At 50.9% G+C, this 24,761-nt stretch carries 29 protein-coding genes and 1 pseudogene; 12 read left to right on the top strand and 18 right to left on the bottom strand.

Translation table 11 applies throughout. The features are described from left to right. Positions 1-41 precede the first annotated feature (41 nt). Together H6F86_RS30975 and H6F86_RS30970 are read left to right on the top strand one after the other, a co-directional pair. Positions 42-887 (top strand): ImmA/IrrE family metallo-endopeptidase, encoded by an 846-nt coding sequence (locus H6F86_RS30975; protein ID WP_190455549.1) that lies wholly within the window; start codon positions 42-44, stop codon positions 885-887. Positions 888-1,140: 253 nt separating this feature from the next. Further along, positions 1,141-1,455, top strand: coding sequence for a hypothetical protein (locus H6F86_RS30970; protein WP_199305618.1), 315 nt, complete (start codon positions 1,141-1,143; stop codon positions 1,453-1,455). 109 nt (positions 1,456-1,564) lie between these two features. Here H6F86_RS30970 and H6F86_RS30965 read toward each other — a convergent pair whose 3' ends face one another. Further along, positions 1,565-1,753 (bottom strand): hypothetical protein, encoded by a 189-nt coding sequence (locus tag H6F86_RS30965; protein WP_190455535.1) that lies wholly within the window; start codon positions 1,751-1,753, stop codon positions 1,565-1,567. A gap of 141 nt (positions 1,754-1,894) precedes the next feature. Beyond that, positions 1,895-2,344 (bottom strand): hypothetical protein, encoded by a 450-nt coding sequence (locus tag H6F86_RS30960; RefSeq protein ID WP_190455532.1) that lies wholly within the window; start codon positions 2,342-2,344, stop codon positions 1,895-1,897. A gap of 274 nt (positions 2,345-2,618) precedes the next feature. On the opposite strand from H6F86_RS30960, the gene H6F86_RS33050 reads away from it, so the two are divergent. Together H6F86_RS33050 and dinB are read left to right on the top strand one after the other, a co-directional pair. Then, positions 2,619-2,741 carry a hypothetical protein gene (locus tag H6F86_RS33050; RefSeq protein ID WP_277881737.1) on the top strand — a complete coding sequence of 41 codons (123 nt, stop codon included), beginning with the start codon at positions 2,619-2,621 and terminating at the stop codon, positions 2,739-2,741. A 298-nt stretch (positions 2,742-3,039) separates the two neighbouring features. Continuing rightward, positions 3,040-4,146 (top strand): DNA polymerase IV, encoded by a 1,107-nt coding sequence (gene dinB / locus H6F86_RS30955; protein WP_242033782.1) that lies wholly within the window; start codon positions 3,040-3,042, stop codon positions 4,144-4,146. A 316-nt stretch (positions 4,147-4,462) separates the two neighbouring features. Here dinB and H6F86_RS30950 read toward each other — a convergent pair whose 3' ends face one another. The 4 genes from H6F86_RS30950 to H6F86_RS30935 all read right to left on the bottom strand — a co-directional run bounded on the left by H6F86_RS30950 (position 4,463) and on the right by H6F86_RS30935 (position 9,812). Beyond that, positions 4,463-5,632, bottom strand: coding sequence for an HNH endonuclease domain-containing protein (locus H6F86_RS30950; RefSeq protein ID WP_190455528.1), 1,170 nt, complete (start codon positions 5,630-5,632; stop codon positions 4,463-4,465). Then, a complete protein-coding gene (locus H6F86_RS30945) occupies positions 5,629-6,255 on the bottom strand; it encodes a CAP domain-containing protein (RefSeq protein WP_190455555.1) in 627 nt (208 codons plus the stop codon). Before H6F86_RS30945 ends, H6F86_RS30950 begins: the two co-directional genes overlap by 4 nt. A gap of 293 nt (positions 6,256-6,548) precedes the next feature. Next, entirely contained in the window at positions 6,549-8,417 is a 1,869-nt protein-coding gene (locus tag H6F86_RS30940; RefSeq protein ID WP_190455525.1) for a 3'-5' exonuclease, read from the bottom strand. Between the two features lie 108 nt (positions 8,418-8,525). Beyond that, a complete protein-coding gene (locus H6F86_RS30935) occupies positions 8,526-9,812 on the bottom strand; it encodes an RNA-guided endonuclease TnpB family protein (protein WP_190455522.1) in 1,287 nt (428 codons plus the stop codon). Between the two features lie 57 nt (positions 9,813-9,869). On the opposite strand from H6F86_RS30935, the gene tnpA (H6F86_RS30930) reads away from it, so the two are divergent. Then, complete coding sequence (gene tnpA / locus H6F86_RS30930; RefSeq protein ID WP_190455519.1) at positions 9,870-10,265, top strand: IS200/IS605 family transposase; 396 nt, start codon at positions 9,870-9,872, stop codon at positions 10,263-10,265. A 343-nt stretch (positions 10,266-10,608) separates the two neighbouring features. On the opposite strand, the gene H6F86_RS30925 is transcribed toward tnpA (H6F86_RS30930), so the two are convergent. After that, positions 10,609-11,310: a rhomboid family intramembrane serine protease gene (locus H6F86_RS30925; protein ID WP_206756127.1), complete on the bottom strand. Its 702-nt coding sequence runs from the start codon at positions 11,308-11,310 to the stop codon at positions 10,609-10,611. A 582-nt stretch (positions 11,311-11,892) separates the two neighbouring features. Between H6F86_RS30925 and H6F86_RS30920 the strand changes: the two genes are divergently transcribed. Together H6F86_RS30920 and H6F86_RS30915 are read left to right on the top strand one after the other, a co-directional pair. Next, on the top strand, positions 11,893-12,495 hold the full coding sequence (locus H6F86_RS30920) for a hypothetical protein (protein WP_190455501.1): 603 nt from the start codon (positions 11,893-11,895) through the stop codon (positions 12,493-12,495). A 34-nt stretch (positions 12,496-12,529) separates the two neighbouring features. After that, entirely contained in the window at positions 12,530-12,730 is a 201-nt protein-coding gene (locus tag H6F86_RS30915) for a hypothetical protein (protein ID WP_190455498.1), read from the top strand. A gap of 58 nt (positions 12,731-12,788) precedes the next feature. On the opposite strand, the gene H6F86_RS30910 is transcribed toward H6F86_RS30915, so the two are convergent. After that, positions 12,789-13,235, bottom strand: a complete 447-nt coding sequence (locus tag H6F86_RS30910; protein ID WP_190455495.1) for a hypothetical protein — start codon at positions 13,233-13,235, stop codon at positions 12,789-12,791. Positions 13,236-13,646: 411 nt separating this feature from the next. Between H6F86_RS30910 and H6F86_RS30905 the strand changes: the two genes are divergently transcribed. Then, positions 13,647-14,156, top strand: coding sequence for a hypothetical protein (locus H6F86_RS30905; RefSeq protein ID WP_190455492.1), 510 nt, complete (start codon positions 13,647-13,649; stop codon positions 14,154-14,156). A gap of 198 nt (positions 14,157-14,354) precedes the next feature. Further along, on the top strand, positions 14,355-14,978 hold the full coding sequence (locus H6F86_RS30900) for a Uma2 family endonuclease (RefSeq protein ID WP_190455552.1): 624 nt from the start codon (positions 14,355-14,357) through the stop codon (positions 14,976-14,978). Positions 14,979-15,243: 265 nt separating this feature from the next. On the opposite strand, the gene H6F86_RS30895 is transcribed toward H6F86_RS30900, so the two are convergent. From H6F86_RS30895 to H6F86_RS30890, 3 genes are all read right to left on the bottom strand, one after another. After that, positions 15,244-15,882 (bottom strand): hypothetical protein, encoded by a 639-nt coding sequence (locus H6F86_RS30895; RefSeq protein WP_190455489.1) that lies wholly within the window; start codon positions 15,880-15,882, stop codon positions 15,244-15,246. Between the two features lie 75 nt (positions 15,883-15,957). Continuing rightward, positions 15,958-16,080 carry a hypothetical protein gene (locus H6F86_RS33045; RefSeq protein WP_277881736.1) on the bottom strand — a complete coding sequence of 41 codons (123 nt, stop codon included), beginning with the start codon at positions 16,078-16,080 and terminating at the stop codon, positions 15,958-15,960. 145 nt (positions 16,081-16,225) lie between these two features. Further along, the gene (locus H6F86_RS30890) at positions 16,226-17,731 is read right to left on the bottom strand and encodes a transposase (protein ID WP_190455484.1); all 1,506 of its coding nucleotides are present in this window, start codon (positions 17,729-17,731) and stop codon (positions 16,226-16,228) included. Between the two features lie 62 nt (positions 17,732-17,793). Between H6F86_RS30890 and tnpA (H6F86_RS30885) the strand changes: the two are divergent. Continuing rightward, positions 17,794-18,201, top strand: a pseudogene (gene tnpA, locus H6F86_RS30885) (IS200/IS605 family transposase). A 410-nt stretch (positions 18,202-18,611) separates the two neighbouring features. Next, on the top strand, positions 18,612-19,244 hold the full coding sequence (locus tag H6F86_RS30880; protein ID WP_190455481.1) for a M23 family metallopeptidase: 633 nt from the start codon (positions 18,612-18,614) through the stop codon (positions 19,242-19,244). 50 nt (positions 19,245-19,294) lie between these two features. On the opposite strand, the gene H6F86_RS30875 is transcribed toward H6F86_RS30880, so the two are convergent. From H6F86_RS30875 to H6F86_RS30845, 7 genes are all read right to left on the bottom strand, one after another. Further along, on the bottom strand, positions 19,295-19,831 hold the full coding sequence (locus H6F86_RS30875; protein WP_190455477.1) for a hypothetical protein: 537 nt from the start codon (positions 19,829-19,831) through the stop codon (positions 19,295-19,297). Beyond that, complete coding sequence (locus H6F86_RS30870; protein ID WP_190455475.1) at positions 19,743-20,237, bottom strand: hypothetical protein; 495 nt, start codon at positions 20,235-20,237, stop codon at positions 19,743-19,745. The genes H6F86_RS30875 and H6F86_RS30870 overlap by 89 nt, the downstream gene beginning before the upstream one ends. Before the next feature lie 2 nt (positions 20,238-20,239). Beyond that, positions 20,240-20,794: a hypothetical protein gene (locus tag H6F86_RS30865; RefSeq protein WP_190455472.1), complete on the bottom strand. Its 555-nt coding sequence runs from the start codon at positions 20,792-20,794 to the stop codon at positions 20,240-20,242. 4 nt (positions 20,795-20,798) lie between these two features. After that, positions 20,799-21,935 carry a hypothetical protein gene (locus tag H6F86_RS30860; protein WP_190455469.1) on the bottom strand — a complete coding sequence of 379 codons (1,137 nt, stop codon included), beginning with the start codon at positions 21,933-21,935 and terminating at the stop codon, positions 20,799-20,801. A gap of 2 nt (positions 21,936-21,937) precedes the next feature. Then, positions 21,938-22,750, bottom strand: a complete 813-nt coding sequence (locus H6F86_RS30855) for a hypothetical protein (RefSeq protein ID WP_190455466.1) — start codon at positions 22,748-22,750, stop codon at positions 21,938-21,940. A gap of 146 nt (positions 22,751-22,896) precedes the next feature. Continuing rightward, on the bottom strand, positions 22,897-23,715 hold the full coding sequence (locus H6F86_RS30850) for a hypothetical protein (protein ID WP_190455463.1): 819 nt from the start codon (positions 23,713-23,715) through the stop codon (positions 22,897-22,899). 75 nt (positions 23,716-23,790) lie between these two features. Further along, positions 23,791-23,949: a hypothetical protein gene (locus H6F86_RS30845; RefSeq protein ID WP_206756128.1), complete on the bottom strand. Its 159-nt coding sequence runs from the start codon at positions 23,947-23,949 to the stop codon at positions 23,791-23,793. Between the two features lie 64 nt (positions 23,950-24,013). Here H6F86_RS30845 and H6F86_RS30840 point away from each other — a divergent pair, with 64 nt between their 5' ends. After that, a complete protein-coding gene (locus H6F86_RS30840) occupies positions 24,014-24,433 on the top strand; it encodes a GFA family protein (protein WP_190455459.1) in 420 nt (139 codons plus the stop codon). The last annotated feature ends 328 nt before the right edge of the window (positions 24,434-24,761 follow it).

Below are 24,761 nucleotides of genomic sequence, written 5' to 3'. Positions count from 1 at the left end.
CAAGATGACAATGCAGTAAGTCTTTGGAGGACACAGCGACTATGCCCTACCGCCATCCTGGACAGGCGTTTTTGTCGTGCTATGGCACGCTTCAGAGGGAACAGGATGTCTTACGGTACGTCGAGTTTTTACGCCAAGCAGCCGGTCTGAACGATGACCCACCTGTAGACCTAACGCTGATCTACAGCCACTTTGGCATCCCGACACCACGACGAGCACCCTTAGAGGAACAGCAGGGCATTCTGGTGGATAGCAGCACAGGCATCATTTTGATTAAAGAAGACGATCCACTCGTCCGGCAGCGCTTTACGGAAGGGCATGAGCTGATGGAGTTGCTCTTTGACGCACAAGAGCAGGCACGCAGAGGTAGCTTTCTGCCAAACTGGAGCAGCGAGCACAAAGAACGCCTGTGCGATCAGGGAGCCGCAGATTTGCTGATGCCGCAAGCTTCGTTTGTGCCCCGGTTGCATGAGTTGGGGGTGTCTTTGAGTACGGGACGATTGCTGGCAGTCCTCTACCAAACGTCCTTGCTGGCAACCCTGGTTCGCATGATGCAATATGGTGGGGGGGAACATGCGTTAGTGCTGTGGCACCAGGCCTTGACTCAAAAAGAGGCCGCTCAGAAACAATCAGCACGAACAACAGAGGCTCAAAAAAAAATGCGGATTTGGTGGAGTCTTCGTACACGTGGTTGGCAGAGCGGCTTCATTCCCAAACACAAATCGATCGCCTCTGACTCGTTGATTGCCAAGGCTCTTTCTCAAGGACAGCCTCATCACGGCGCTGAGACGGTTCATTTTGGCTGGGGCGCAATTCAATGTCAGATTGAAGCGATACCCTTGCAGTTAGGCAATAAACCTTGCGTTTTATCGTTGCTGCATTTGTAAGGGCAAAGTTTGCGATTGTCAATCGTTCTTGACCATAACTATTGCTAGGAGTGCTGTTGTCATGTCGGAACGTGCCTATGATGTTGTCCTATAGGACAATGATGACAATGGATGTGCGCAGCATCAATGATGGGTGTAGTACCTTTGCAGCCGTTGGAGCTTCTCAACTGACACACGGACGCGCAACGTTGCTGTCGGCTTCAGCAGAGCCTTTATCTTTTGCCTAGAGTGACTTCGGAACACCTGCACTTGCATGACCGCTTCCCTACCAGCTTCAGTTGCATCGCTACCATCAGAGACGCTTCAGGGTATCGTTGAACGGCTGACGTTTCATGCAGAGGACTCTGGCTACACGATCGCACGGCTCAAGGTTGCTAGAGAGCAAGACTTAGTAACGATCACAGGCACCTTTGCCAATATCCAGCCGGGACAGACCCTGAAGCTGACCGGTTTTTGGCGTGACCATCCTAAGTACGGGCTTCAGTTCCAGGTCACGCACTACCAGGAAACGAAACCAGCCACACTCATAGACTTAGAGAAATACCTGGGAAGTAGACTGATCACCTGAATCGGCACCTATGATGATCGCTACTTCCTTTGTCAGCTTTTTTCAGTCATGATGCAACTTTCGTTACTTAATACATTGACATGGCCTGGTTCTGGCAAGCTTCAAAGCATTAAGGACGATGTGAGCTTGTATCGTCAAGGTGACGACAGCAACTAGAACCCATACACATCGGCTGTTTTACCTGGTACTTCTCAAGGGAAACCATTAGCGCTTTAACACGCTGTAGCAATACTTTGAGATGCTTCAGTAAGCTGTCTTGCTCCACCATTAACGCCTGAATCTGTTCATCTTCTTCCATAGCTGTAAAAAAGAGGTTCTAGAAATTTGCTCTGCCTACAATTCCATCAATGCCGCAATTGGTCAATTTTTACGAGTTGACCTAGTGCAATTAATCGCATTAGGGCTGGAATAAGGTGAACTTTGTTTAAAGCTTTTATACCTAGCGGTTAACAGGCCTGCGATCAAACCGTTCCTTTCCTACAGAAGGAAAATCAATGAACTGCTCCATATAAGAGCGAAGGGCACGACGGCTCAACATCTTTCCTAACCGTAACCAGGCAAAATAACCGCTCAGAAGTGTGGAGAGCAGAGAAAGGAGAAGGGCGGGTAGAACCGGTAAGCCAAGCACTTCTAGTGCAGCGATCAGAACAAGACAAACACCACCAGCAGTCCCTAAAAAGGGAAGTATAAGTTGTAGCCTGCCTTCACTTGATAAGGTGTCAGGAGAAAGGTTTTCAGACCAATACTTCATGCGTTCCCTGATCATCATTGTGAGTGGAAGCATACAGGTTAGGGTGATGAGTAAGCCAGCCACTAACAAGATGTAGGGCGGCTCCGGTGTAGATGCTAGCAAGTCTTCAAATTGTTTTAGCAGGATAACCCAGTCCATAGTGAAGTAGAAATTCTGTAATGTTCAACTGCAAGAAAAATTAGTCTCAACTTTAGTCTTGGCTTTAGGTTAGAAAGGGCTGGAAGCTCTGGCGTCAAACTTGAGGCATAAATGACTGTAACGATCCATCATTTTGAAAATACTTGTATAAAATACTTCAACTATGTGATTGCACCCAAGTATGATGCAAGAACTTTCATTTGTGAAAGGCATTGGCAGTAAACACGAAAGTTGGCATCATTAAGGCTGTAATGATGGGCGCTGATGATGCGTCATGAGCACTAAAGGCACGATTGTATTCAATAGCATTGGCACCTGTTTTAGCCTGGATAAGCCACGACAAAAGTTGATTGCGCTCGGTGCTCCCCCTCATGCGATGGAACTCTGGCTTGCCTAAACCTTGCGAGAGGCGTTTGCACTGTCTCCTGCAGGACATTACCAGCCATTAAAGGAGATTTTGCAAGCGGCATTACTGCGATCGCTAGCTGCTTTCGGTATTGAAGCTGGAGCGGAAGAGCGAGTGCAAAGGATGAACGCTTGTAGTCATGCCTACTCTCAGCTTAAGTTGGATTGCTTGCTTCTAGGAGTGACGCAGTGCCCTTCAAACGGGGCCACTGCCGTCTCATAGTGCTAGTCATATCAACGATCGCTCAAAGTGAGCAGCTAAACTGAAGTCATAAACTGAAAGCAAACCGTTGGACGATACGAAAGCGGTGCCGCGTAAAATCATCCACATCGACATGGATGCCTTCTTTGCCTCCGTGGAGCAGCGTGACCATCCGCAGTACCGTGGTCAGCCTCTGGTGGTAGGTGGTAATCCCGCACAAAGAGGCGTGGTTGCTGCTGCTAGCTACGAAGCACGTCAATACGGCATTTACTCCGCGCTACCCTCACGCCTTGCCCAACAGCGGTGCCCTCATCTCATTTTTGTTAAACCTCGTTTCGAAGTCTATCGCTCTGTCTCACAGCAGATTCGGGACATCTTCGATCGCTACACTGATCTAGTGGAACCGCTCGCTTTGGACGAAGCTTATCTGGATGTGACCACGAACAAGCCAGAGATTGCCTCAGCGATGGCGATTGCCCGTGCGATCAAACAAGCGATTCGGGCAGAAACACAACTGACGGCTTCCGCCGGAGTTTCGTACAACAAGTTTCTCGCCAAGCTTGCCTCTGGTTTAGACAAGCCGGATGGACTTTACCTCATTGCGCCTGAGCAAGGACAGGCAGTGGTGGAGGCGTTGCCGATCGCAAAATTCTATGGCGTGGGAGTGGCGACAGCGAAAAAGATGCAGGCGCTCGGCATTCACACTGGCTTCGACCTGAAACAGTGGTCAGAGGCAGACCTGCGCCAACACTTTGGTAAAACAGGCAGCTATTACTACCGCGTTGCCAGGGCTGAGGATGAGCGACCGGTCAATCCGAACCGCAGCCGCAAGTCTATCGGTGCCGAGCAGTCCTTTGCCGAAGATTTAGAGGTATTAGAGACCATGGATGGAGCACTGGCAACACTGGCTGAAGAAGTGGCGACCCGGATGGACAAACATCAACGCTATGGTTATACCCTGACACTGAAGGTGAAGTATGCCGACTACCAGCAAATGACCCGCGCTCAGACCGTTGAGTGTTTGCTGCGGGATACCGAGACCCTGTACAGCATGGCAAAAGACTTGCTACGGGCACACCTTGATCCAATCAGGAAAGTGAGACTGCTGGGGCTAACAGTGTCGAATCTGAGCGAACCAACGGCACTGCCACGCTACACTCAGTTGAGTCTGCCCTTGTCACCGTTTTGTCAGTAGTCCACCTGGACAAGAAGTCTGTCATAAGACTCTGTAGTTGTTGCGAGAAGAACACAAAGCTCCCCTGACAGGAGTCCGTCTGCGTGCCAAGCCATCAGCGATTTTAGTCGAACCCGCTAAAGCGCTTAGGTTCACGTTCAATTAAGTGAAGGACAGGCCGCATTACACGATGCTGGAGCGGTGTTGCAACGCTGACACTGCAGACTGCGGCTCTACCATGCTTTCTTTTGGTCTCAAGGCTCCGTTAAGCAAAGAGGGAGCTGCTGTCGAGCAATCATCGTCTGCAAAGCCTTTGACTAAAGCACGTGTCCACAGCTTAGAACCGAGCCAGGTTCCGTGAGGCTGCCACTTGCTCAATCAACTTGATCACGGCACTAGCTACAGCTTCAGGAAAGTTCCCGCCCCTTACTCCGCTTAGGGTCGAGAACCGAATGTTTACATCTTCTTGCAGCGCCTGAGCGAGCGTTGTCGAGAGTCCGTAGCACCGATAATCTTGCTCTAGCCGTGGTCTGGCCTGTTGGAGGTGCTCTAGGCTGGGCAAGCGATCGCGTTTGATATGACGGTTAAAAGTCGGGTCAGCCGGTATCAGATTCCATAGTTCATTGATAGGGTAGACCGAGACTGGTAGGAGATGATCCAGATCGTAGAGGCTGCCGCTCACAATCCGTTTGGCTGTCCAAGGGCAGATGAATGTATGCCCTTCAAGCAGCAGCAGGTCAATGTTGTTCGATTCCCACGTCAGTGGTCGTCGGTTATCCGGTCGGGCGGTCAAGAGCGTATAGACATCACCCCGGCTGATCGCTGCTTGCGGTTGCTGCGTGCGTTCTGTGAAGAGGCACCACTCATGGATACACAAAGCCTCAACCCACAAAGACATTGCTCGAAACGTTTGCCATAAGGTCGCAGTAATTACTAGACACTTATCCTGGGGTTGCGTACCAGGGACAATGACCGTGCCCGCTTGCCTTTGAGCAGCCGTCCTTGGTTGAGTAAACACCGTCCAGTCACCGGGACCAGCGTAACGGATCGGCAGCTCCAGAGCGTGAGCAACAGCGGTGATTGCCTTCTGGTAAGCAGCTAACAGGCTGGTTGGATAGGTGAGGCGCTTGCGGGGAAGGCGTAACTCGCTGATCACAAAGAAGCCGTCAGCAGGGCGCGCAAGTCCGCCTGTGTGGGCTTCCCACTGTTGCCGAAACTCAGTGAGAGCAGGGCGAAAGGCCATATCGTTAGAAATTTTGCCTTGGCGGGTGTACCGCTGCCCCTGGAGGATTGGTTTGCCTGGCTCTACAAAGCCCCAATAGTAAGCAACCCAGAACTCAGCCAGCAGCCGTAAGGGCACAGCCACATCCTGGTGGTACGTCTCCATGTCTGGGAAAGACAGTACAACATCACTGATTGACCGCATCAACGCAATTTTGTAGCTGTTTTGCTTACGATCGTGCTTCAGGATCGTGCTGATGACCGGATGGGAAAGGGCTTCGCTCATGGCGGTGCTGGTAACGCAAACCCCTGAGCCGCATACGTCTGTCCGCTCAACGGATCAACCACAATGCCATAGCCAAAACGAGTGTAGTCCGGCTTCAGCAGGTTTTGTCGATGCCCCTTGCTATACATCCAGCTTTTCTGAAAGCGTTCCAGCAGTCCGTAGTTGAGGCTCACGCCCATATTGCCTGTTTGCTGCATGATATTCTCTCCTACTCCTCCCTTACCACCGAGTTGAGCCAAGCGATCGGTCGGTGTTTTGCCTTCTGGAGTGATATGGGCATAGTAGCGCCGGGTTAGCATATCCTGGCTATGTTGCTGTGCTGCCTGAGAGAGCAACGGATCTTCAACCAAGGGTGGCAACCCGTTGAGCTGGCGATCGCGGTTGACTAAGGAAAGGGCAAACTGCCGTAATTGTGGCAATGACCGCGTGCTGTTGGCATTGAAGAGGGAGACTTTGGGCTGCCCGATCCGCCAGCCCTGCCCACCTTTTCCGTTGTCAAAGTAGTAAGCATCTCTGGCATAGTAGGCTACCGTAGCCACTGCAAGCAGCACTGGCAAGACATAACGCTGAGTGGTAGCAACTATTTGCTTGGCAGTTGCTTTCGGGCGAGCACGATAGCGCATACGGTCATCCAATGGTTTTGCTTTCAACTTGTGGTTTTGCTTTCAACTTGCCGACAGGTGGTGCTCGCTGACACTGCTTTCCTTTCTACAATCACTACAGGTCTAGTGGGTTCTCTTCCCAATATGGCTCTACTGCCAGGTCAGGAGCAACATCGTCGATCGCACTCTGCATCGCTGCTTTACTGATGGCTCCTTGAACATAACGTTGCAACTGCTCGTAAAGGGTCAGAATTTAGTTGCCCTCGATCACCCCTGTAGCAGTGACTCAATGCATTGAGTGAGTCTGCAGGTAGTCATGGTTTTTGGCTCCTCAACGCGACTTCTAACCGCTGCCCAAACTCAGAAGGACGATCGCACGTCATCACCAACTGGTCTACGGCTCTGGTCATGGCGACATACAGTAGCCGCGCTTCTCCTTCTGGCGTACTGTGCTGATTGGGCAGATAGCCAATGCCAGGGATGAAGACGACCGGGAACTCTAAACCCTTGCTACTGTGCATCGTGACAAGCTTGACGCTGGGCGCTGCTGAGTCATAAAACTGGCTGTCTTTGTCTTTATTGATCCACTCCACTGGAATTTGGGCTTGCTGGCAGCGATCGTAAACCTGCTCTGCCATCCATTTCGCCCGATAGACAATCGCCATTTCGTTCCAGGGCATCCCACGCTCATGAAGCTGTTCAAGCCGTGCAGCTAGGTACTCGGTTTCATGACGGAAGCTGGGAAGCCTAATAAATTCGGGCTTTGCGCCATGCCGCCCTGCACTTTGAGGCTGTACCAGCAGTGGCATATCCTCTTCATTGTCCTCAGTTGGAGTCATCACTTCTTTAGCAAAGGCAAAGGCGAGCGCTAAAATTTCTTCGGTGTTGCGGTAGTTGAGCTTGAGGACGGTGGTGCGTCCCTGTGCCTGGATACCCAAGTGCTTAAAGCTGAAGCGCTGGCGTTTCGTTTCCCCATAGAGCGTTTGGGCATCGTCATAGAGCAGGAGTAAAGCTTTTGTGACTGGATCGACCATCTGCGCAGCTAACTTTAACCACTCTGGTCGAAAGTCATGCCCTTCATCAATCAGCACGGCTCCATAGCTGCCAGCGGGGATGATGTCCGCGTCTACCCCTTGGATCACCCGTTGCACTACTGCCTCCACGTAGGCTGTACCCTGGAACTCGTTAGCGCTTGGCTTTGGTAAACGATGCCGCCGGAGTAGCTCCCCACACCAGCCGTGAAAGTGTCGCACCTGCACGCGATCGCTCCCTATGCCTTTTGCATGAAGCATTTGCCGGAGTCTGGCAGCTAGAGACACGTTAAAGCAAAGTACCAGGATGGGTTTGGTTGTCTCCTGTGCCATATGCAGGCAGCGGTAGACCAGAATCAGCGTCTTACCAGAACCCGCTACCCCATGTATGACCCGATGCCCCTCGCCCAGGCTACGGGCAAGCTGTTCCTGCTGAATGTCCATCACTTGCAACAGGTCAGGCAGCGCGATCATCGCAGTCGCTTCTTCTGGCACATCCGGTAGCAGTGAAAGCTGTTTGCTGACGATTCGCACGTCTGGGAATAGGTGCCAGCGGATGCGATCGAGCTGCGTTGGAGTCAGTGGTTCGCCAAAGCTATAGGTGCAGAGATCCCAAAGCCGTCGTTGAAAGGTATAGTCGTCCACGCTCTCATACATTTCATCCTGGCAGATGATGAGATTTGGGGTTAAAACTGCCTGTAACCCGCCCTCAGCCTCAAACTGCTGGCGAGTGATGTTTGTCAGGACAACCCCATAGCTGTAGGGAAACGCCAGCCTGCCTTGATAACGACCCTCAGACTGTACCAGCAACCGATCCTGCTCAAGCTGTTGGTTGATCGCTAGCGTGTACCGTCTAGCTTGCTCCAAGGGGTTGTCTACTGACTTCATGCCAGCGTCCGTGAGCAGTGTTACTGTCTCTCGGTTGATCTGCTGGATCGTCGTCAGTTTCCAGTCTTTCACCTCCAGCACGATTAACCCCCGTAGTGGATGCAGGAGGATAAAATCAGGGTGGAGTCGCTTCGCACCGATCGGGACATCGTACCAGAGCAGATAATCAGCCTCTAGCTTGTCCTCCAGCCGTTGAGCTAAGCGCCGTTCACCAGAAGTCATGCGCTGAGCACACGTGCTGAATGTAGGAATGAGGGTTGCCATTGGAGTATATAGGCGACTGCAGTTACGTTCAGTATGCCCAATGTGTGCAGAATGCAGTAATTGACAACTCCCACGGCTAGAAGCGCGTGGGATTCTTTCGGACAAGCGTTAAACTTTTGGTGTTGCCCAAAGTCTAATTCTGCCTACGGTGGTCAAACACCGTCTACCCAGTCTGCTTAAGTCGATGCCTAAGTTTCTGGCTACCTTGCGTAAAATGTTTGCCGCTCCATTCAGATCGGCATTTACCAAACTTTTGTCACCCGACCGATACAAGCCCCGCAGTATTCTTCGCCCTGATGCTTTCCACCCGTCAGGCTTTTGACCATGTTCGGGTAGGGAGTCTCCATCTAGGTAGGAACCTGCGGAAGTATTTGCTTCTTCGGTCTGCACAACACGAAAACCGTAGATGATGCCCAGTTGCTCCAATCTAGTTTTCAGTCGCGCTAAGGGCATTTGCACGAATTGCTGATTGCCTTTTTTGCCCATGTTGCAACTGTCTTTGATGCCATCATTCCAGCCAATGACGATAGTGCCAATGCCATGCTCTAAGCAGTGCTTCACCACCAACCGAGCCGCTTTGTTCACCATGTCGCGCATCTGGTGATTCCGCTTGCGCGTGTAATCATCAAGGACGCTATCCCAGTAGTCTTGAACTTTGCCAGCTTTGCGCTTAGCCACACGCTTGTTGTAAAGCTGATTCATCGCCTTAGCCTGACGGGAATCCACTAGAAACGAGTTGCCCAATGTATCGACACACGCCATCAGGTTAGAGGATGTGCCCAAATCAATTGCCAGAGCTTGATCCATATCAAGCTTGGTTTCGACCTTCTGCATGGCATAGCTACATTCCAGGTAGAACGCGCCATTCTTGGGTAGAATCGTGAACTCTTTCACCTTGTCAAACTTAAGGTTTTGAGGCAATGGCAAAAAGAACTCTTTTAGTCCAAACCAGCGCTTGACCTGCAAACCTAACGGGAACCGAATCACGCCGTTTTCAAAAGTGGGTCTACCCGCGCCGATGTTTGGGAAAGCCACCTTGAACAAGCCCCCAGACTTCCTATAGTTGGGCGGTTTGGGCTTCTGATCTAGCTCTCCCTTAAAAGCGAGTTGGCGTAACTCACGAAAGGATTTGAAGGCTTCCGAAACGCTCAACAGGGTTTGCTGCGCTGCCACAGACGGCATTGCCTGCGCGTGGATGTTGTCGCCCACAGCGTAAATGGGGTCGTATTTAGACACAATCCGACTGGTCTTAAAGAAGATTTGCCGTGCCCAATAGATACCGCAGTTATACAAGCTATTCGATTGCTCACACAGGTAGGTGAGGATGGCGTGAGTTTCAGCATCACAGTGCAAAAGATTTTGCTGAATGCCTAATAGCTTCTTCGGTTTAGCCATTAATGTCTTCCTCCTTTGTCTATGATACCATGTCTATATACAAGCATATAGAGACAGATGGGACAAGATTATTGGCACGAAAACACGTCCGTTAGCCTGATCAACTACCACTTCGTTTGGATTGTCAGACGACGCAGAAAGATGCTGGTAGGTGATGTAGACAAACGCTTGTTAGAGTTGATTCCGCAAGCTGTGGCTGAGCTTGAGTGCCAAGTGATAGCGGTGGAAACCCATCTAGACCATGTGCATTTGTTCTTGCAAGCTAAACCCATCCTTGCGCCTTACCAAATCATGCACAAGGTTAAAGGAGCTACGTCTCACGCCTTGAGAAAAGAGTTTCCACACTTGCTCAAACTACCAAGCCTCTGGACTCGTAGTTACTTTTGTGGCACAGCAGGGAGCGTTTCAGGCGATACGATTAAGCGGTATGTAGAACAGCAAAAGATTAAGTGACTCTGAGGCTTTGTAGCCTTGTGAGAACCCTCGCTACATCCCACGGCTAAAGCACGATGGGTTTTGCGGGTTCTCAGGCTCTCCCTCTTCTATAAAATGAGATATTAAGGAAACAGCTACTGAAAAAATATTGTCGCCTTAACTTATTGCTCCCTTGATAATAGAATCTGCGATTTAATCTGTTCCCAAGTTTTGGGAGAAAGCCTTACTGAAGCTTTCTTGCAACAGATTAAAAGGTAAGTAATATACAAATAATTTTCAATTTGCTTCCAGTGCTTCTATCCGTTTCAATTACGCAGGTGTGAATGAGCGCAGGCAGGACGCAGGGGACAAGAAGCGTGGCTTAGAGATGTTGCAGCAACGGCAATAACATTGACACTGGCAAGGGCGCGTAGGCTTTGATGGCATTGAAATAGCAAGCGGTTGTTAGACCACCGACAAAGCCACCGCAATGCATTTCCCAAGAGACATCTGCCCTTTGCGGGAAAAGACCCAAGAGTAGCGGGCTATAGAACGCAAGGGTGAACATCGAAAGTAAGGATGAGACTACCTGCTGCTCGTAGAAACCGCGCAGGAGTAAGAAACCGAGATAACCGTACAAGATGCCACTCGCTCCAATGTGGTTTGTACCATACTGCCCCCATAGCCAGGTAAATAAGCCACTTGTAAGTGCGACTACCGCAGTAATGATGAGAAAGTCAGTCACGCCTCTCGGCATCACAAGAAAGCCGCCAAAGCTGATAAAGGCTACTGTATTACCCACCAGATGGTCAGCTTCATCGGCTCTGGTATGGTCATGCAACAGAGGCGCAAAGAGCAGACCCCATAACCCTACAAGTTGCTGTGGTCGAATCCCTAGCTGATTTAAAGCACCACCGAGAAAGAGGGTATTAAACAGCCACAAAAACCATGTAAGGGCGATAGGTATAGCCAAGACGGGCAGTAGCAGCCAAAAATCAGGCTTGAGGATGAAACAGACCAAAAAAAAGGTCAATACTAGTGCAGAAGTAAGCAGCCGACTTTGGATAAAGAATTCGCTAATCATCTGGGAAGATCTGGTGAAGGCTTATTCGTACTCTCGTATCTAGTGCCTTTCATTTTGCTCGAAATTTTCTTTTCAGTATGTAAAATTAAGCGCCTTGGTTTTCAAGCGCACCACAAGCATGGCTTGGCTGAAGCCTTATGCACTGAGTCAACCGTTGCTACCCTTGCCTGCTCTACTCTTAAATTCCAGCATGACCTTAGCCTTGCCACTGCCAAGACAACCAAACCCTTAGTCCTAGTGCAAGAGACTAATACATAGAAACGTAGAGCCTGTATGAAGAATGACATTAATACAGTCGGCACCGGCAGGTTATGACGGCTTTAGCTCAGTTGTAGAACACCCACGACTCCTTAATGAAATGAAAGGAGTAACGCAGTCATAACCCAGATGATTCGGACACTCTAGCGAAGCCTAAGGGCAGTAATTGGTGCATCGCTATCCAGCTAGCAAAACGTTAGGGATAGAGCGTATGGAATCCTAAAACCGGATGCCTGTTATGCCGTGGGAGTAACGCAAACAGTGCTGGGGGCAGGAAAACACTGGAATAATGTTGAGCTGGCTAAATCATTACGAAGAACCGCTATGAAACTAATACATCTATCCGTTGCTAGTCTGTTACTTCTCATTGGCTTGACGCAAGCTGCCCTGGCACAAGGACAACGTTATCCAACCGAGCGGGAGATGCAAAGTCTAAGCCAGCAGTTTAAGCGCAAGTTGCCTAGTTTGAAAAATGGTCCGACTCGCACCTATAGCGATCGACGCACCCCTGCTGAACGGCAGCAACGTGAAACCTTTGTCCAGTCCTGGGCCCGTTTTGATCCGGCAGTGGCGACCTTTCTAGGTGGCTGGACTGCGATCGAGGAATCAATGCTAATCTATCCCTCCCGCACGAAAGGGCAGGTCTGCATCATTGAAACGTTCATTCCAGGGGCTAACGATTCAGGGTTTGCCTTGACATTGGGTAAGGTTGTCAGGGGACGGGTACAAACAGGCAATCGCAAAATTCTGATTAGACAAGATGCTTTCCTGGGGTCTGCTGGTGTTTTTAACGGCAAGGCTGGACTTTACGAATATGCCAATCCTCGCCCCTTACAAGACCCAGCCACTGTTGACTATTTTCAGCGAGTACCCAGCATTGTGAATCAATTTAAGCAGGCTGGTTGTACGGCTCGCTTACCCCGGTAAGAACATCAAGCGAAGACTGAAACTCCCGGCTTCTATGCAGGCGAAACCATTCCTCAACCGTCTCACCATCTCAGCCGTGTGGAACAGATGGCACTGCTCATGTGGCATCCACTGTTTACGGGCAAATGTCCTCATTACGGGCAAGCGATCGCTCAGGCTAATGTCTCTCTTCAACAGTGGCATTGTGGGAGTTGTGGAACGGATAGCTTTAAACCTTCAGGGGCGTTGCCTGTAGCTATGAATAATTTTGAAACCTTCTAAATAAGGTTGTTTCTGCGTTAACAATACTAAACCTATTTTTTATTCCTTTCATTACCTACAGCATTTGTGGCTTCTCTAGGGAAGCTTCCTTCCATCTCTTCCATTTCCGTAACTACGTTTTCAGCATGCTCAACAGCCGAAATAAGTTCTGTTTGCGATAACTCACCGTATTCATAACGAAGAATTGCAATATTGAGAATCCTTGCGGCTTTGACACACTTCTTATACCTGGAGTTCGGATCAATAAAACCCATTGCACCGAAGCAGACTCCTGCTCCCAATGCCCATGCCCGTGACGCTTCGTTACCTCCGAAACCGGAAGTCGCCATGAGTGAAAATGTCAGACCTGAAACTCCAATAACATAATGTAGTGTGCGAGCGACCCGGAAGTATGAGACGTAAAGTTTGTGTAGTTTGTCAATCTCTGGCGGGACGGTACGTGCCTTCTTGGTTGGCTCGGAAGCTGGTTCAAAACTCAAATTTTTCTCCGCAATTCAGTATTGATTTAGAGCCAACATAACCTCGAAACTTAAAAAATCTCTAGAAAATTTAATTCGCTTAATAAGGGTAGCCATGTTATGCCAAACGGTTGACTGGCTTGGAGTGCCACCGCTATACCTTCAGCGCTACCGACTCGACCTGCCCCTCCCTGACCACGACCCGTTTCCGCTCCACATATAGTCGAAGCTGTAGCGCTTGAGAACCAAACCTGCAATTAACCCTCAACTGCTTGGTCAGGAGTCTTTTATGGGTGACCGCTTCCAACTTTTGACTTTAGTATCACCGCCTTCGTGAACGCTTCATAACAACCTTGGGGTTTTTCTCTCTACACCGGGAACGCTTGAAACAGCACCTACCCGGTCAAACCATGAACCTTCTTCGTTGGGCTGTTGCCTCAGTCGTTGCTACGGCACTCTCTGCCAACTTCGGGGGCTTCTAGCCGACCGACTGAACCGGATTACCCCTGCTATGTCCAAACGCAGTCAGGGCGCGTGATCAACCTGACGACTTTATGTACTGGCAAACCGACAGCTATCAATGTCACTAGTGAGCCGATCATTCGACAAACTGCCCTGAAGCCTCAGAAGCAAGCGGCTAAGGGTGGGCAGGTGGCTGAGACAGCACGCGAGATCAAAGGCAGCGCTTCTGGTTGGACGCTTTCTGGCAAGGTGCAAAACCAGACAAAGCAGTCGATTAGTGGTCTAGCAATAACCCTATCCATTAACGTGGGATCGCAAAAACTGGTGGAATCGATGCGGACTAAACCATTATCGGTGCCACCGGGAGGCTACGCCGATTTCAAGGTAGCCATACCAGGCGATCTAGATCATCGTCCTGATTTTCGTGTTGCTTTGACGCAGTGGCACAACGAAGATGGCACGGCTGGTCAATACCCTTAAACGCATTATCAACGTAGCCCTTCAGACCCACTGCCCTTGAGCGCTGGGTCGGGGGTTTCTTTATGGGCGATCGCCAGTTCCACTAAAACCGCAATACCCGCAGCACTAAAGGGGACGAGACTCTTGAAGCGCGTCTCAGATCAACTTGCCAGTGGTCTCAACCCAGCTACAATAGAATCTCCAGCCAAGGGCAAGATCATGGTTCAAGCTTTAGAACGATCGCTAACCTTTGACGAGTTTTTGGAGTCTTACCCTGACGACGAAAACCTGTACGAATTAATGAATGGAGCCGTTGTTCCAGTGAAGCCAACTGGTCCGCACGGGCGTGTCTCAGCTTTTGTTCTGCGTAAACTCATAGTAGAAGTGGAGAAAGAAGACCTGCCTTTCTTCATCCCTCAAACTTGCTATGTCAAGCCACAGTCTGACAAAGCGGGGTACTTGCCAGATTTGGTGGTGCTAGACGAGCGCACGATCGACGAGGACCCTCGTTGGCAGAAGGAATCAACCATCTCCAAGGGAACCTCTGCCCAACTCGTCATCGAGATCACCAGCAGTAATTGGCGTGACGACTATGAGCGTAAGCTGCCAGATTACGAAGAAATGGGCATCGCTGAATACTGGATTATCGATTATCTTGCGCTTGGGGCTAGTCGTCACATCGGTTCTCCGAAGCAGCCGTTAATCACGGTGTACCAGTTGCTTGATGGCGAGTATCAGTTCATGCAGTTTCGTGGTACTGAGCCAGTACGATCGCAGGTGTTTCCAAACTTGAGCTTGTCGGTTGACGACATTCTTGCAGCCTTGCAGCCGCGCCCAAAGTAACAAAGTGCTGTTTTGCTGACTCCTTTGAGTGCCTGACCAAGTTTCAATCGCTTGGTGATTAAGTACCAGGAGCATTACTTCATTAGGGGGTGGGTTAAGCTCAGCAGAGCAGCCACCCACTCCACTGGTCTGCAAAACTGTGTTTGAAGCTTGTCACCTCATACGGCTCCTCAACCACTAGGTGCTTGTCATGCATACTGACATGAGCTTGGTCGTAGCAGTGCTGATGCATCAACGTCAGCTTTGCCCACTTGTACAGCAGCGTTCAGTTTGAATTAGCCGTTGGACCTTCTTTGGCTTGATGAAGCTCGAGAAACGGTGCGGCTAAGGTTCCCAGTATTGAAGAGAGTTGAGTAATGTAATACTCGGAGAGATCGACTGACAGCAACTCTTCTTCCAGGCACATAAACTTCCAGATCTCGCCTGTGGTGACAGCACCATAAATGGTCTGAGTTTGTCCTTGCGATCGATTAAAGTACTGCGCCCCTACCATTTGGGCTGCACACTGTCCTAAGCCGAGCTTAATGTCGCTTTTCTTTGCTTCCACTACAGTCAGCACAGGAGCACTGATTTCGAGTTGGTTCACCGAGTTACTGAGCACGAAGTCGCACTCGCCTGTCAATCCCTTTTCGACGTTGACGTTAAGCGTGCTACCGGAAAAGTAGCTAATCCGATTCTTCAAGTGACGTCGTACGTCTAACAAAATCGGTGCCACAATAAGCTCCGAGCGTGCTTTTTCGGTGCCAATGTTGATAGCTAGTTCCAGGTAATCAGCCAGAAGTGACTTGAGTTTCTCTGAAGGTTCAATTGGTTGGATGTTGCTGAAAAGCCCAGAACGGTTTTCCAGATTGAGACTTAAGTCTTTGACTGCCTGTCCCAAGTTTTTGAAATCGCTGTAAGCCATGTTTGCTTTTCACTTATTACTAGGCAGTGGCATGCTCATTGTGTGGGCACTGACTTTAATTTCTAGCTTACTCCTCTAAGCGCTTTCCTCCCAGTCGTGTTCACGATCAAGGTCTTGCAGAGACTCGTAAGTCAAGTCGCTGTCGCTATAACTGCCGTCTGGTTTGCGTTCCAGGGTAAACCCGTCTGTGGTACGCACCCGTTGCGGCTCGACTACGATTTCCAGGTCTTGTAGCCACTCTGCTAGTTCAATGAGGAGCGCTTTTTCGGCATAACGAGTCAGGTAGACCTTTGAAACCTCCCCCTGCTAAAGCACCGCTCCGCTGGGGGATTTCTCTGAACCTTTAGCAAGCTTTTAGCCCTGAATGGCTGATCTGGCTTGCCTTTTCTGAGTGACTAGGGATCTGCTCTACCGGAGGTTCAGACTTCGGACTTTCGGCAGCGCCTACTCGCTTCGCAGATTGATCATGCTCCCATGCCCCTAGCAAGGCGGCTTCCATCCCCGGATACTGGTCTACAGCATCCTGCAAGGAGAGCTTGTCCTGAACAACGTATCGAGCCAGGTACGCGCTAAACAAATCGCGGTGCATTACCCTACCAGTCTGGTCATGATGCACTCGTTCTGAGAGAGACTTTTTGATGTGCTCCCCGGTCAGATGCGTTTGCGATAGCGCGGTTGTCTGGGTCGAAAACTTGGTGACTGACCCGCCAGCGTTTGCAGCTTTGCGCACCAGTTCGGCTTGAAAGAATCCGGGCGACTTCGCAGCAATGGCTTTGCCATACCGCTTCTGCCAGCCCTTCACTGACACTCGTTCAGTCTTGATGTGGTTGCCATGCCGCAGAAGCTCGTTCACCAAGCGGCGGTTTTGAGACTTAGCATAAGCAACTTTACGGCGCTCTAGCTCCCGCTTCTTGCGGGTGAGAGTACGATAGCGGTTTGAGTTGTGCCACTGGCGTTTCCCTTTCTTGGACTTGCCTTTTTTCTTGACAGTCTTGCGTCCCCGCCGAGCTGTGAAAGCAGGCTCAAAATTGTCAGGATTGTTGGCACGCTTGGAGCGCTCCATCTGGCGTTGCAAGGCGCTAATTTCTTGCTCAAACGTGGGTACACCTTCAGCAAACGGCAGTAAGCCAGCCTGATCATCGGCGACAAACGCCACGTTGGAAACGTTCAGATCTAACCCTACAGTGCCTTTTGAGACATAGTTTTCCGGTTTGGCGTAAGGCAAGCCTTCGCAAATGAGTTGGGCATACCAGCGCCGGACACCGTTCAGTTCCCGCCACAACAGACGCACGTACTTGATGGGACTGGTAAGACCGTGCTGCATCACCTTATTGTCGGGGTCAATCATGCCAGGGATGTACAGCTTGCCCCAAGTCAAGCCCTCACCTGTCCAGCGAATGCCCTGCTTGTTGGTCTTCCCTTCTAGGCAGCGGAACCGCGTTGGCACTTTGTAGCGCACCTTTCTGGCTTTACCAAACAGCACCCGTTCACTGGTCTTAAAGGCACGGGTGGCAATGGTTTGTTGCGTATTCGCATCCAGCTTCGCTGCCAGCCACTTGGAGCGGTCAGCCGTCAGCTTGGCATAAGCGTGCAATGCGAACTCACTGTAGCGATAAGCCGTTCTAGCGGCACTGAAGGCTGCGGTTCTCAGTTTGCCTTTTGGCAGCTTCCGAGTCGCTTGATAGGCTGCCGATTGTCTCACTAACGCCATCCGCACCATCGCTTCATTGAGACAGGCGTTATACAACTGCCGTCCGGCTTGCCACCGCGACAGCAAAACCTTCTCCTGAGCGGAATCAACCACTAAGGGGATACCTGTGACAAAGGATGGCGTCTTACTGCGAGGCATGATGTCTTTTGGCAACTGGTACAAATATACTGTTGACAGAGATTCAATATCAACAAGTTTCTATGAGGAAAGAATCATTTGACCTGGATCACAACAATCACTCAGTTGGGATTGCCACTGTCCATCTGTGCTGAATTCCTTGTCGCCGCAAGCGGATTCTGAAAGGAGCGGTTAAAGACTGTCTCTATGAGGTTTTGGCTGGGGTCGCTCTCGATAAAAGATGGCAGATTTTAGCCGTCACGATTGAGCCAGATCACCTCCATCTTTTCGTCAAGCACCAGCCTCATTATTCAATTGCTCAAATTGCCAACGCTTTCAAAGTTCGGTCATCGCGCCTACTGAGGCAAGAGTTTCCTGAGCTACTAAAACTGCCAAGTCTGTGGACAAAATCTTACTGCTACAAGACCGCTGGCAAGATGTCGCAAGCGGTGATTGAGCGCTACATCAACGATGCCCATCATTTGCACTAGACAGACAGCCCCTAAAGGGGCGCGTTGGGCTTTCCACCCTGACCTGAAGGTACAGGGCTACCAGCCTATCGCCTATTTTTTTGTGTTTCAAGCTGGCGCTGTTCGTACGCACTCAATGGTTCTGCCTTCACGTCAAACAGCTTGTAACCGCTGTTTGAGAGTTCCTCTGTGGCAACAAGTTCATAGTGGACCTTGAGTCCGTATGCCTGGGTAATAAAGTCTGCGAGGTCGTTGTCCTCAACCAGTTTGACTTTGCAGTGCGAGTGACATGGGTTTTCTCCTTGTGGCTTCCCCTGGCAAAAGTGAGGAAGCAGGGTGAAGGAGATTGGTCTCGCCCCTCAGTCCTTGCTTCAGTTTTATAGTACAATTGTACTGATTCTTGAGTCCTTCCCCACCGGAGGGCTGACTTTATGTCTCGTGACTCTATTCGGTTCTCTGTCTTTTTGACTGCCGCTACTGTTTTGGCTTCGCTGCCTGCTTGGGCATTCCGACTTGACCCGGCAGACAAAAGCTTTTACTACCCACTGGCAGAAGTCGTGCCGTTTTCGTCACCATTTGGTTGGCGGACTCACCCGATCACAGGTGAACAACGTCTGCACTCTGGCGTTGACTTGGCAGCGGCTCATGGTGCTGTCGTTCAGTCGGCACACTCTGGTACAGTCGTCTTTGCTGGGTGGAAGGGCGGTTATGGCAAGACTGTGGTTGTGCGCTATCCTGACCAGCAGTACGAGACGCTGTACGCGCATTTGTCAGAGCTATTAGTAGCTGAAGGACAAGTAGTGCGGGCGAAGGACACGATCGGGCGGGTGGGCAGCACTGGCAACTCGACGGGTCCTCATTTGCATTTTGAATTACGCCGCTTCTCTGCGGGACAGTGGGTTGCCGTTAATGCAGGGTCTCAACTGAGAGCGGTTGAAGCTTACGTTCACGCGACACCGCCACCTTTCCAGTCTGCTGAAGCACCGACTGAGGCTTTGGTGCCAGAAACTTCATATGAATCTGTAGCTCTGAGTTTTGAGCTGCCGTCTGATGCTCAAAAATGAACGGTTTTTTTACTAGAATGCTCACCGCTGTTCGACTTTTTCAGTCCGCTCTAGCTTCCTGGTAGCGTTTTACCGCAGTCAAGCCAATACAGAAACCGCTTTGTCGCCTGTACTGCTAGCTTTGCCTCTGCAACAATTTCGTTGTCTACCTCTGTCTGAGCGCTGGCCTCCATGACGTGGCTGTCCAAGCGCCTCATGACTGCGAACTCGTACACCAGCAGCACACGCAGCACACCAGGCGGCAGGTCGTTGCGACTGCTGGGCGGCAGGTTATAGGCCTCATAAAACAGCCGTGCTGACTGGTAGCCAAACCCCAGTCTATAAATGCTGGCAGTGACTTGAATGTACGCCTGCTGAGAGCCACCTTTGCGCCGAATGGAGACGGTCAGTGCGTCCCTCATATCCAATCGTTCAGTGGTCAGTGAAGCGAAGTTAGCAAGTACCGTTTCAACGGTCGGTAGCGGTCCAGGTGTTTTGGCTTTGCGCTTACTTTTCCCCTTAGGCGGCACTGGGGACGAGGAGGGGAGTCCCGGTAGCTGTAAGTTCAGCTGTTCGTCCGGCTCGGACGGCGGCGGTGTGGAACTCATGCGCGAAGGTGCTCAAATCGAATACAGAAGTACTATAACTCGCGGTGCCGTACTGTGCGATCGCTTGTAGCCCTTGTATGAGACAATCAAACCCGTACGGAAACATAAGAAACTGCTCCAGCAGTAGCGGTCTCAGGTAGCTGTGCCCTTCCGCCTGTGGGTACTCCAGGAAGTGCAGCAGGATCAGCGTCCGATTATCGTCATTGTAGTCGTAGAGCAGTTTGGCAAGCAGTGCCGTAAAAGCACGCTCCCAGGTAGCTTTGTAGCGCAAATCACCATAACTTCTCACTTCCTGCTTGAACACCTGATCGTATTGAGGTGTGCTTACCTGAGCGAAGGCTTCTGCCACTGTATGCAGCGTCTGCCAGGTCTCATAGGTCTTTGCTTTGAGCGCTGTGAGCTTCATGTCTACCCTACGTCTTTGTCGCTAGAGACGATTGTCTCTAGTTTACCAGCTGCAACTGCTCCTGAGTTACTTTTGTCAGTGGGTGTTGTCTCTGATGGTTGGTCGTCGTCTCCAAACCCGCCCATTAGGCTCTCTGGGTCTTCCAGTGTCTCTTGACTGAATTGCCAGCCTTGTTGGGTCAAGTACTCTATAACTGCTTGACTAAGAGTCTCACGAGTCAGGTAATTGTAGCCGTTGAAGTTAACGCCGTGTTCGAGCAATGAACAGCCTGACCACTGCTCGTCTTCTTCCATGTGCGCTAGCAACAGTCCGCCTACTGCTTCCTGTAAGCTGCGTTCGCTCCAGCACGATAGGTACCCGCCATACTCAACGACCCAGAGTAGTGCGCCGCTCTCGCGTCGGCGTTCAAAGGTTAGGTCAACTGCCCCCTCAACGGCTGCGGGACTGGTCAACTGAGCCGTCAGCTCAACCGCTAGCTCTAGTCCTGCTCCGTAGGCTGCTGCCAATTCACCGTCAACGCTATTGGCTGCGTCGCGTCTCTGTTCTCCGTGCTGCATATGACTACTCCCCGGTATGGCTCTCGTTGACTTGTCGCGGCGCGTATAACGCCCAAACCCGTTCGTGGGTGGTCACGTTGTCGATCACTTCGTCTAGCTGTTGCTCTAGCTGCGCGATCATTGCTGCAATGCGGTCACGTTCTTGCTGCCAATGCTTTAGTCCAGCTTTCAAAGTTGCCCAGGAAAGACCGTCTGTGCTTGGTTGTGTGCTGTTCATATCGGTCAGAGCGACTGTTGGTGCTGGCATTGTGTCCGTTGACTCTGCTCTGACCATTGCTGCGGCTACTAACACCGTTTGTGGTGCAACAGTCTCGGTTACAAGCGGCTGTTCAGGTGTGACTGACTGTGCTGACGGTGTCCCGCTTGCTTCGCTGGTCATGGTTTTTGTCCCTGCTTGTGTTTTGGGTTTGCCGACATTGGCGATCGCCTCGTCTACCTTGGCCCTGAGGGACGGGTACCTGTCATAGAAACTGGCACCCAGTCCCGCTTTTTGAACGACATGGGAACGTTTGAACGGTTTGTCTGCTTCGACGAACGCCGCCAGTGCGTCTTCAAATGCCTGCTTCACTGCTGCTGTGGAACGGGCAGGTTTGCGCTCGCGTTTAGCCGTGCGGGTAACAGCAGTTTCGGGACTGTCTGCTTCGGCTATTGTGCTTATTTTTTCCGTTTTGTCTATTCTGGCTGCTTGGTCTGCCTGAACTGTGCAAACGGTCGTCTTTAGTGGTTCTGCCGTTTCTACAGCAGCGGTGGGCGTGTTCGCTAGCTGTTCGCCTTGTGCGGTTGGTGCTAGGTCTGTAACCACTGCTATGGGCGCTGGCTTTAGTGCTGGCTCTGCCGCAGCCGCAGCCTCGTCAAACGACAGTATGACATTGGTAAAAACGTCAGAACCTGCTAAAGCACGACTTGTCGGGAGCGGGGCTGTGAGTGTTGGCGCGGCTTTAAAGTTGTGCTCCTTTGTTCTACCGTTTGTGGTTACAACGGCTGGAGTTGTGGCGTTCATACCACCAGTCGGTTTTATCGTTAACAAGTAACGGTCGGCTGCTAGTTGCCCTTGTTGTTGTCTCAGTCTGTTGTAGAACGCCGCTACTTGAGGATCGTCAAGTGGATCGAATTCGTCTGTTGAGGTTGCGTTAACTGTCATGGCTAATACGCCTCCTCTTCAGTGGCATATTCCCCGGCGTCCAGGTAGTCCAACCGATCGTCTGCTGGTCTAAAGCCAGCAGTTTCCCAATGCCTGTCGCAGTAGCGTCCGGCATACTCACCACAGGAGTACCGGACTGAGCCTTGTGCATAGCACTGCGAACACTTTTGGAGTTTGTAGGACTGTACCGCTGTCTCTAAGCTGCGCCAGCACTGCTCGCGGTGCTCTGGAGCAAGTACTTTGCTAGCGAGTTCCTGAAGTTGTTTGCCCCATGTGTCGTCGCTGAGTGCCCGCATGACTTTGACTTGCCAGTCTGACTCAGGGTGCTTAATGGCTTGTTCACAGGCTGCCAGTAGCGACGGTGGTGGCTCTTTCCACTCTGCGTGGTTGTTCACACAGTTGAGGGTCTGAGCCACGACGGTTAACGCCTCACCAAAACGTTGAGCAAGAGCACCGCTTGCTCCTGCGTCACCCCAACTACTGAGTTGGTCTACCAAGGCTATAGCCAGGGTATCCGCCGCTTTAATGTCTTGCATGTGCTCAAGCTCAAGCATGTCCACTGAGCGCTGCACGATCGCTTTAATCGTTAGCTCATTTTGAACGTTCAGGTCAACGTGTCCTAAGTGAATTGCTACTTGCCCCAGCAGCGCTGTTATGTCGTAGCACAGGTTGTTCATGGACTGTCGAGCGGTGCCTTCACTGAGCACAAACTGTATGAAGACAGCGCTGAAAGGAGACACCGTTTGAGCCGTATTCTCGTTGAGCACTGCTTGTAAGTGTCGGTGAAGCAGTTTTTGAGCGGTTTTTTTGTTCATAGTGGTGACGAGCAAAATTTGCCCTTAGCTATTGTCAGTAGAAGGGGAGGGAGTAGGGAAGGGAGTCTCGGTTAAGCTTGGTTCCAGCCGTCTTATTCACGCCGCACACGTCAAACGTGCGGTAAGACCTTCAATGAGCGATCGGGCTACTTCAAACCTATGAGCGGGTTGAGCACCTGCTCACCTGGCTGTAGGCGGAGTAAGCAATACCGCTTTGATTCGTCCATGTAGCCTGTCAGAAGCGTCTTGCTAATCCAGGCTAGCTCTTTAGCTGCTTGCGGCTGTTCCTGCGGCTTTTCCTGTGGGTTGTTGCACCGCATGACCTGTTCTTCCCGTAAGACGAGAAACAGCCCTTCGTACTGTAGTGTCTCGTGCTCCCGGCACTGTCGCCACAGGTGCTTGGAAACAGGTACAGGATTGCCCGTCTCCAGTACGAGCAAAGCAGTTGCAAGCGATCGTACTGGTTCACGTTCAGGGCGGTTAGCAAACTCAATTCGTGCCTCGTTTGCAAGGTCTCGCGCTGCTTCGTCTCCTTTCCCTGCGGCTCTGGCAGCTTTGTAAGCGGCGTGCCATGCGTCCATTTGCAGGTAGTCTTCTTTGCCGTCGTGGTCTTCATGCCAGACATAGGTCAGTCCCACTTCGCTGCCTTCTGCGTCCCGCACTAGGGCGGCGACATGACGATGGAGGTGAATGAGGACAGCTTTTTTGTCACGCTCGTTATGAATCGTGCAACCGTGCCAACGCCGCTGTGCCGGAGTCTGGTGGTGCCAATAGGTGTACGATTCCCAGTTTCCTGCCCAGTTCAGGAAGCCGATCATAATACCTTGTGGAAACGGAATGACGATCGGTTCCCAGTTTGAGTCGGCAAATAGTCGGTCGAGGTGCTTGTTCCGCGTTGCCTCTGCTGCTGCCTTTGTTTTGCCCTTCCAGTCTATTTGACCGTTAACCAACCTATGCGTTACCATGCCGTTCTGTCCTTTGTGGCGTGTATGAAAACATGCTGACGGAACGTCAGAGAGAAGAAGGTAGTTTGGCGTGTGTTAAGGTTCTGTCGTCAGTCCTGCTGCCACGATCGCTTGACTCATTACTTCTGTCAATGACAGTGCTGCTGCCCACCGGAACAGGTAGCCAAAGTCTTTCGAGCGGTCAAAAGGTGTGTCTGCGTTCAAAACAAGGTCAGCATTGAGCACCATGCTCATATGGGTCACGCTCAAGGTCTGCCCCAAGATTAGACGGTAAACATTGAAGCTCGAGGAGATCGGTATGGATGGCAAGTGTCTTTGCGGTGCAATCACTGTCCGAACGCCAGACAAAAAGAACATAGATGCTTGTCATTGCGGGATGTGTCGGCGATGGGGAGGCGGACCAGCATTAGGTGTAGCTTGTGGCTCAGAGGTGCAAATAGACGGCGTTGACAAACTGAAAGTGTACAAGTCCTCAGAATGGGCTGAGAGAGCGTTCTGTGGTGAATGCGGTACGCATCTGTTCTACAGATTGTTGGCTACCAATAAATATTTTGTCCCAGCAGGTCTTTTTCAAAATGAAATTGAGTTTGAGTTTAAGGAGCAAATCTTTATAGACGTGAAACCTGGTTACTATGAATTTGCCAATCAAACCTTAAACATGACAGAAGCAGAAGTATTTGCTAAGTTCGCGTCAAGTGAGAATATTGAAGGCACATAATAACTGCGCTGCACCGGAACGCCCGTATTTAGTTGACTAAGTAGCAAAGATTATCTGCATCCGGTGAGCGCGAACGTTAGGCATTATAAATGTATGCTTAGAAATTGTATGGCAATCAGAAAATCATAGCCCTACAAAGTATTTTCAGTTCCAGACTCGATACGCTGAGTCATCTCTTAAAGGTTTCAGAGGTCCTTTTCGCAGACGACTTAGAGGTTCTATTGCATCGCCGCATCGCTCCCAGTATTTTCCTTTCAGCACACAGAGAGCATTTGTTTGCAATCAGCCCCGCAACTTCGCCTTGTGCTGAGGACAATCAGCCAATAAG

Origin of the sequence: Phormidium sp. FACHB-592, from assembly GCF_014695795.1 — a bacterium.
In the GTDB taxonomy this organism is placed as follows: Bacteria; Cyanobacteriota; Cyanobacteriia; order Leptolyngbyales; family Leptolyngbyaceae; genus Stenomitos.
This window is presented reverse-complemented; position numbering and strand designations above follow the sequence as displayed.

Coding starts and splice junctions, on each gene's coding strand:
- H6F86_RS30975 (WP_190455549.1), top strand. CDS start 42: ATGCCCTACCGCCATCCTGGACAGGCGTTTTTGTCGTGCTATGGCACG.
- H6F86_RS30970 (WP_199305618.1), top strand. CDS start 1,141: ATGACCGCTTCCCTACCAGCTTCAGTTGCATCGCTACCATCAGAGACG.
- H6F86_RS30965 (WP_190455535.1), bottom strand. CDS start 1,753: ATGGAAGAAGATGAACAGATTCAGGCGTTAATGGTGGAGCAAGACAGC.
- H6F86_RS30960 (WP_190455532.1), bottom strand. CDS start 2,344: ATGGACTGGGTTATCCTGCTAAAACAATTTGAAGACTTGCTAGCATCT.
- H6F86_RS33050 (WP_277881737.1), top strand. CDS start 2,619: ATGAGCACTAAAGGCACGATTGTATTCAATAGCATTGGCACCTGTTTT.
- H6F86_RS30950 (WP_190455528.1), bottom strand. CDS start 5,632: ATGAGCGAAGCCCTTTCCCATCCGGTCATCAGCACGATCCTGAAGCAC.
- H6F86_RS30945 (WP_190455555.1), bottom strand. CDS start 6,255: ATGCGCTATCGTGCTCGCCCGAAAGCAACTGCCAAGCAAATAGTTGCT.
- H6F86_RS30940 (WP_190455525.1), bottom strand. CDS start 8,417: ATGGCAACCCTCATTCCTACATTCAGCACGTGTGCTCAGCGCATGACT.
- H6F86_RS30935 (WP_190455522.1), bottom strand. CDS start 9,812: ATGGCTAAACCGAAGAAGCTATTAGGCATTCAGCAAAATCTTTTGCAC.
- tnpA (WP_190455519.1), top strand. CDS start 9,870: ATGGGACAAGATTATTGGCACGAAAACACGTCCGTTAGCCTGATCAAC.
- H6F86_RS30925 (WP_206756127.1), bottom strand. CDS start 11,310: ATGATTAGCGAATTCTTTATCCAAAGTCGGCTGCTTACTTCTGCACTA.
- H6F86_RS30920 (WP_190455501.1), top strand. CDS start 11,893: ATGAAACTAATACATCTATCCGTTGCTAGTCTGTTACTTCTCATTGGC.
- H6F86_RS30915 (WP_190455498.1), top strand. CDS start 12,530: ATGCAGGCGAAACCATTCCTCAACCGTCTCACCATCTCAGCCGTGTGG.
- H6F86_RS30900 (WP_190455552.1), top strand. CDS start 14,355: ATGGTTCAAGCTTTAGAACGATCGCTAACCTTTGACGAGTTTTTGGAG.
- H6F86_RS30895 (WP_190455489.1), bottom strand. CDS start 15,882: ATGGCTTACAGCGATTTCAAAAACTTGGGACAGGCAGTCAAAGACTTA.
- H6F86_RS30890 (WP_190455484.1), bottom strand. CDS start 17,731: ATGCCTCGCAGTAAGACGCCATCCTTTGTCACAGGTATCCCCTTAGTG.
- H6F86_RS30880 (WP_190455481.1), top strand. CDS start 18,612: ATGTCTCGTGACTCTATTCGGTTCTCTGTCTTTTTGACTGCCGCTACT.
- H6F86_RS30875 (WP_190455477.1), bottom strand. CDS start 19,831: ATGAGTTCCACACCGCCGCCGTCCGAGCCGGACGAACAGCTGAACTTA.
- H6F86_RS30870 (WP_190455475.1), bottom strand. CDS start 20,237: ATGAAGCTCACAGCGCTCAAAGCAAAGACCTATGAGACCTGGCAGACG.
- H6F86_RS30865 (WP_190455472.1), bottom strand. CDS start 20,794: ATGCAGCACGGAGAACAGAGACGCGACGCAGCCAATAGCGTTGACGGT.
- H6F86_RS30860 (WP_190455469.1), bottom strand. CDS start 21,935: ATGACAGTTAACGCAACCTCAACAGACGAATTCGATCCACTTGACGAT.
- H6F86_RS30855 (WP_190455466.1), bottom strand. CDS start 22,750: ATGAACAAAAAAACCGCTCAAAAACTGCTTCACCGACACTTACAAGCA.
- H6F86_RS30850 (WP_190455463.1), bottom strand. CDS start 23,715: ATGGTAACGCATAGGTTGGTTAACGGTCAAATAGACTGGAAGGGCAAA.
- H6F86_RS30845 (WP_206756128.1), bottom strand. CDS start 23,949: ATGAGCATGGTGCTCAATGCTGACCTTGTTTTGAACGCAGACACACCT.
- H6F86_RS30840 (WP_190455459.1), top strand. CDS start 24,014: ATGGATGGCAAGTGTCTTTGCGGTGCAATCACTGTCCGAACGCCAGAC.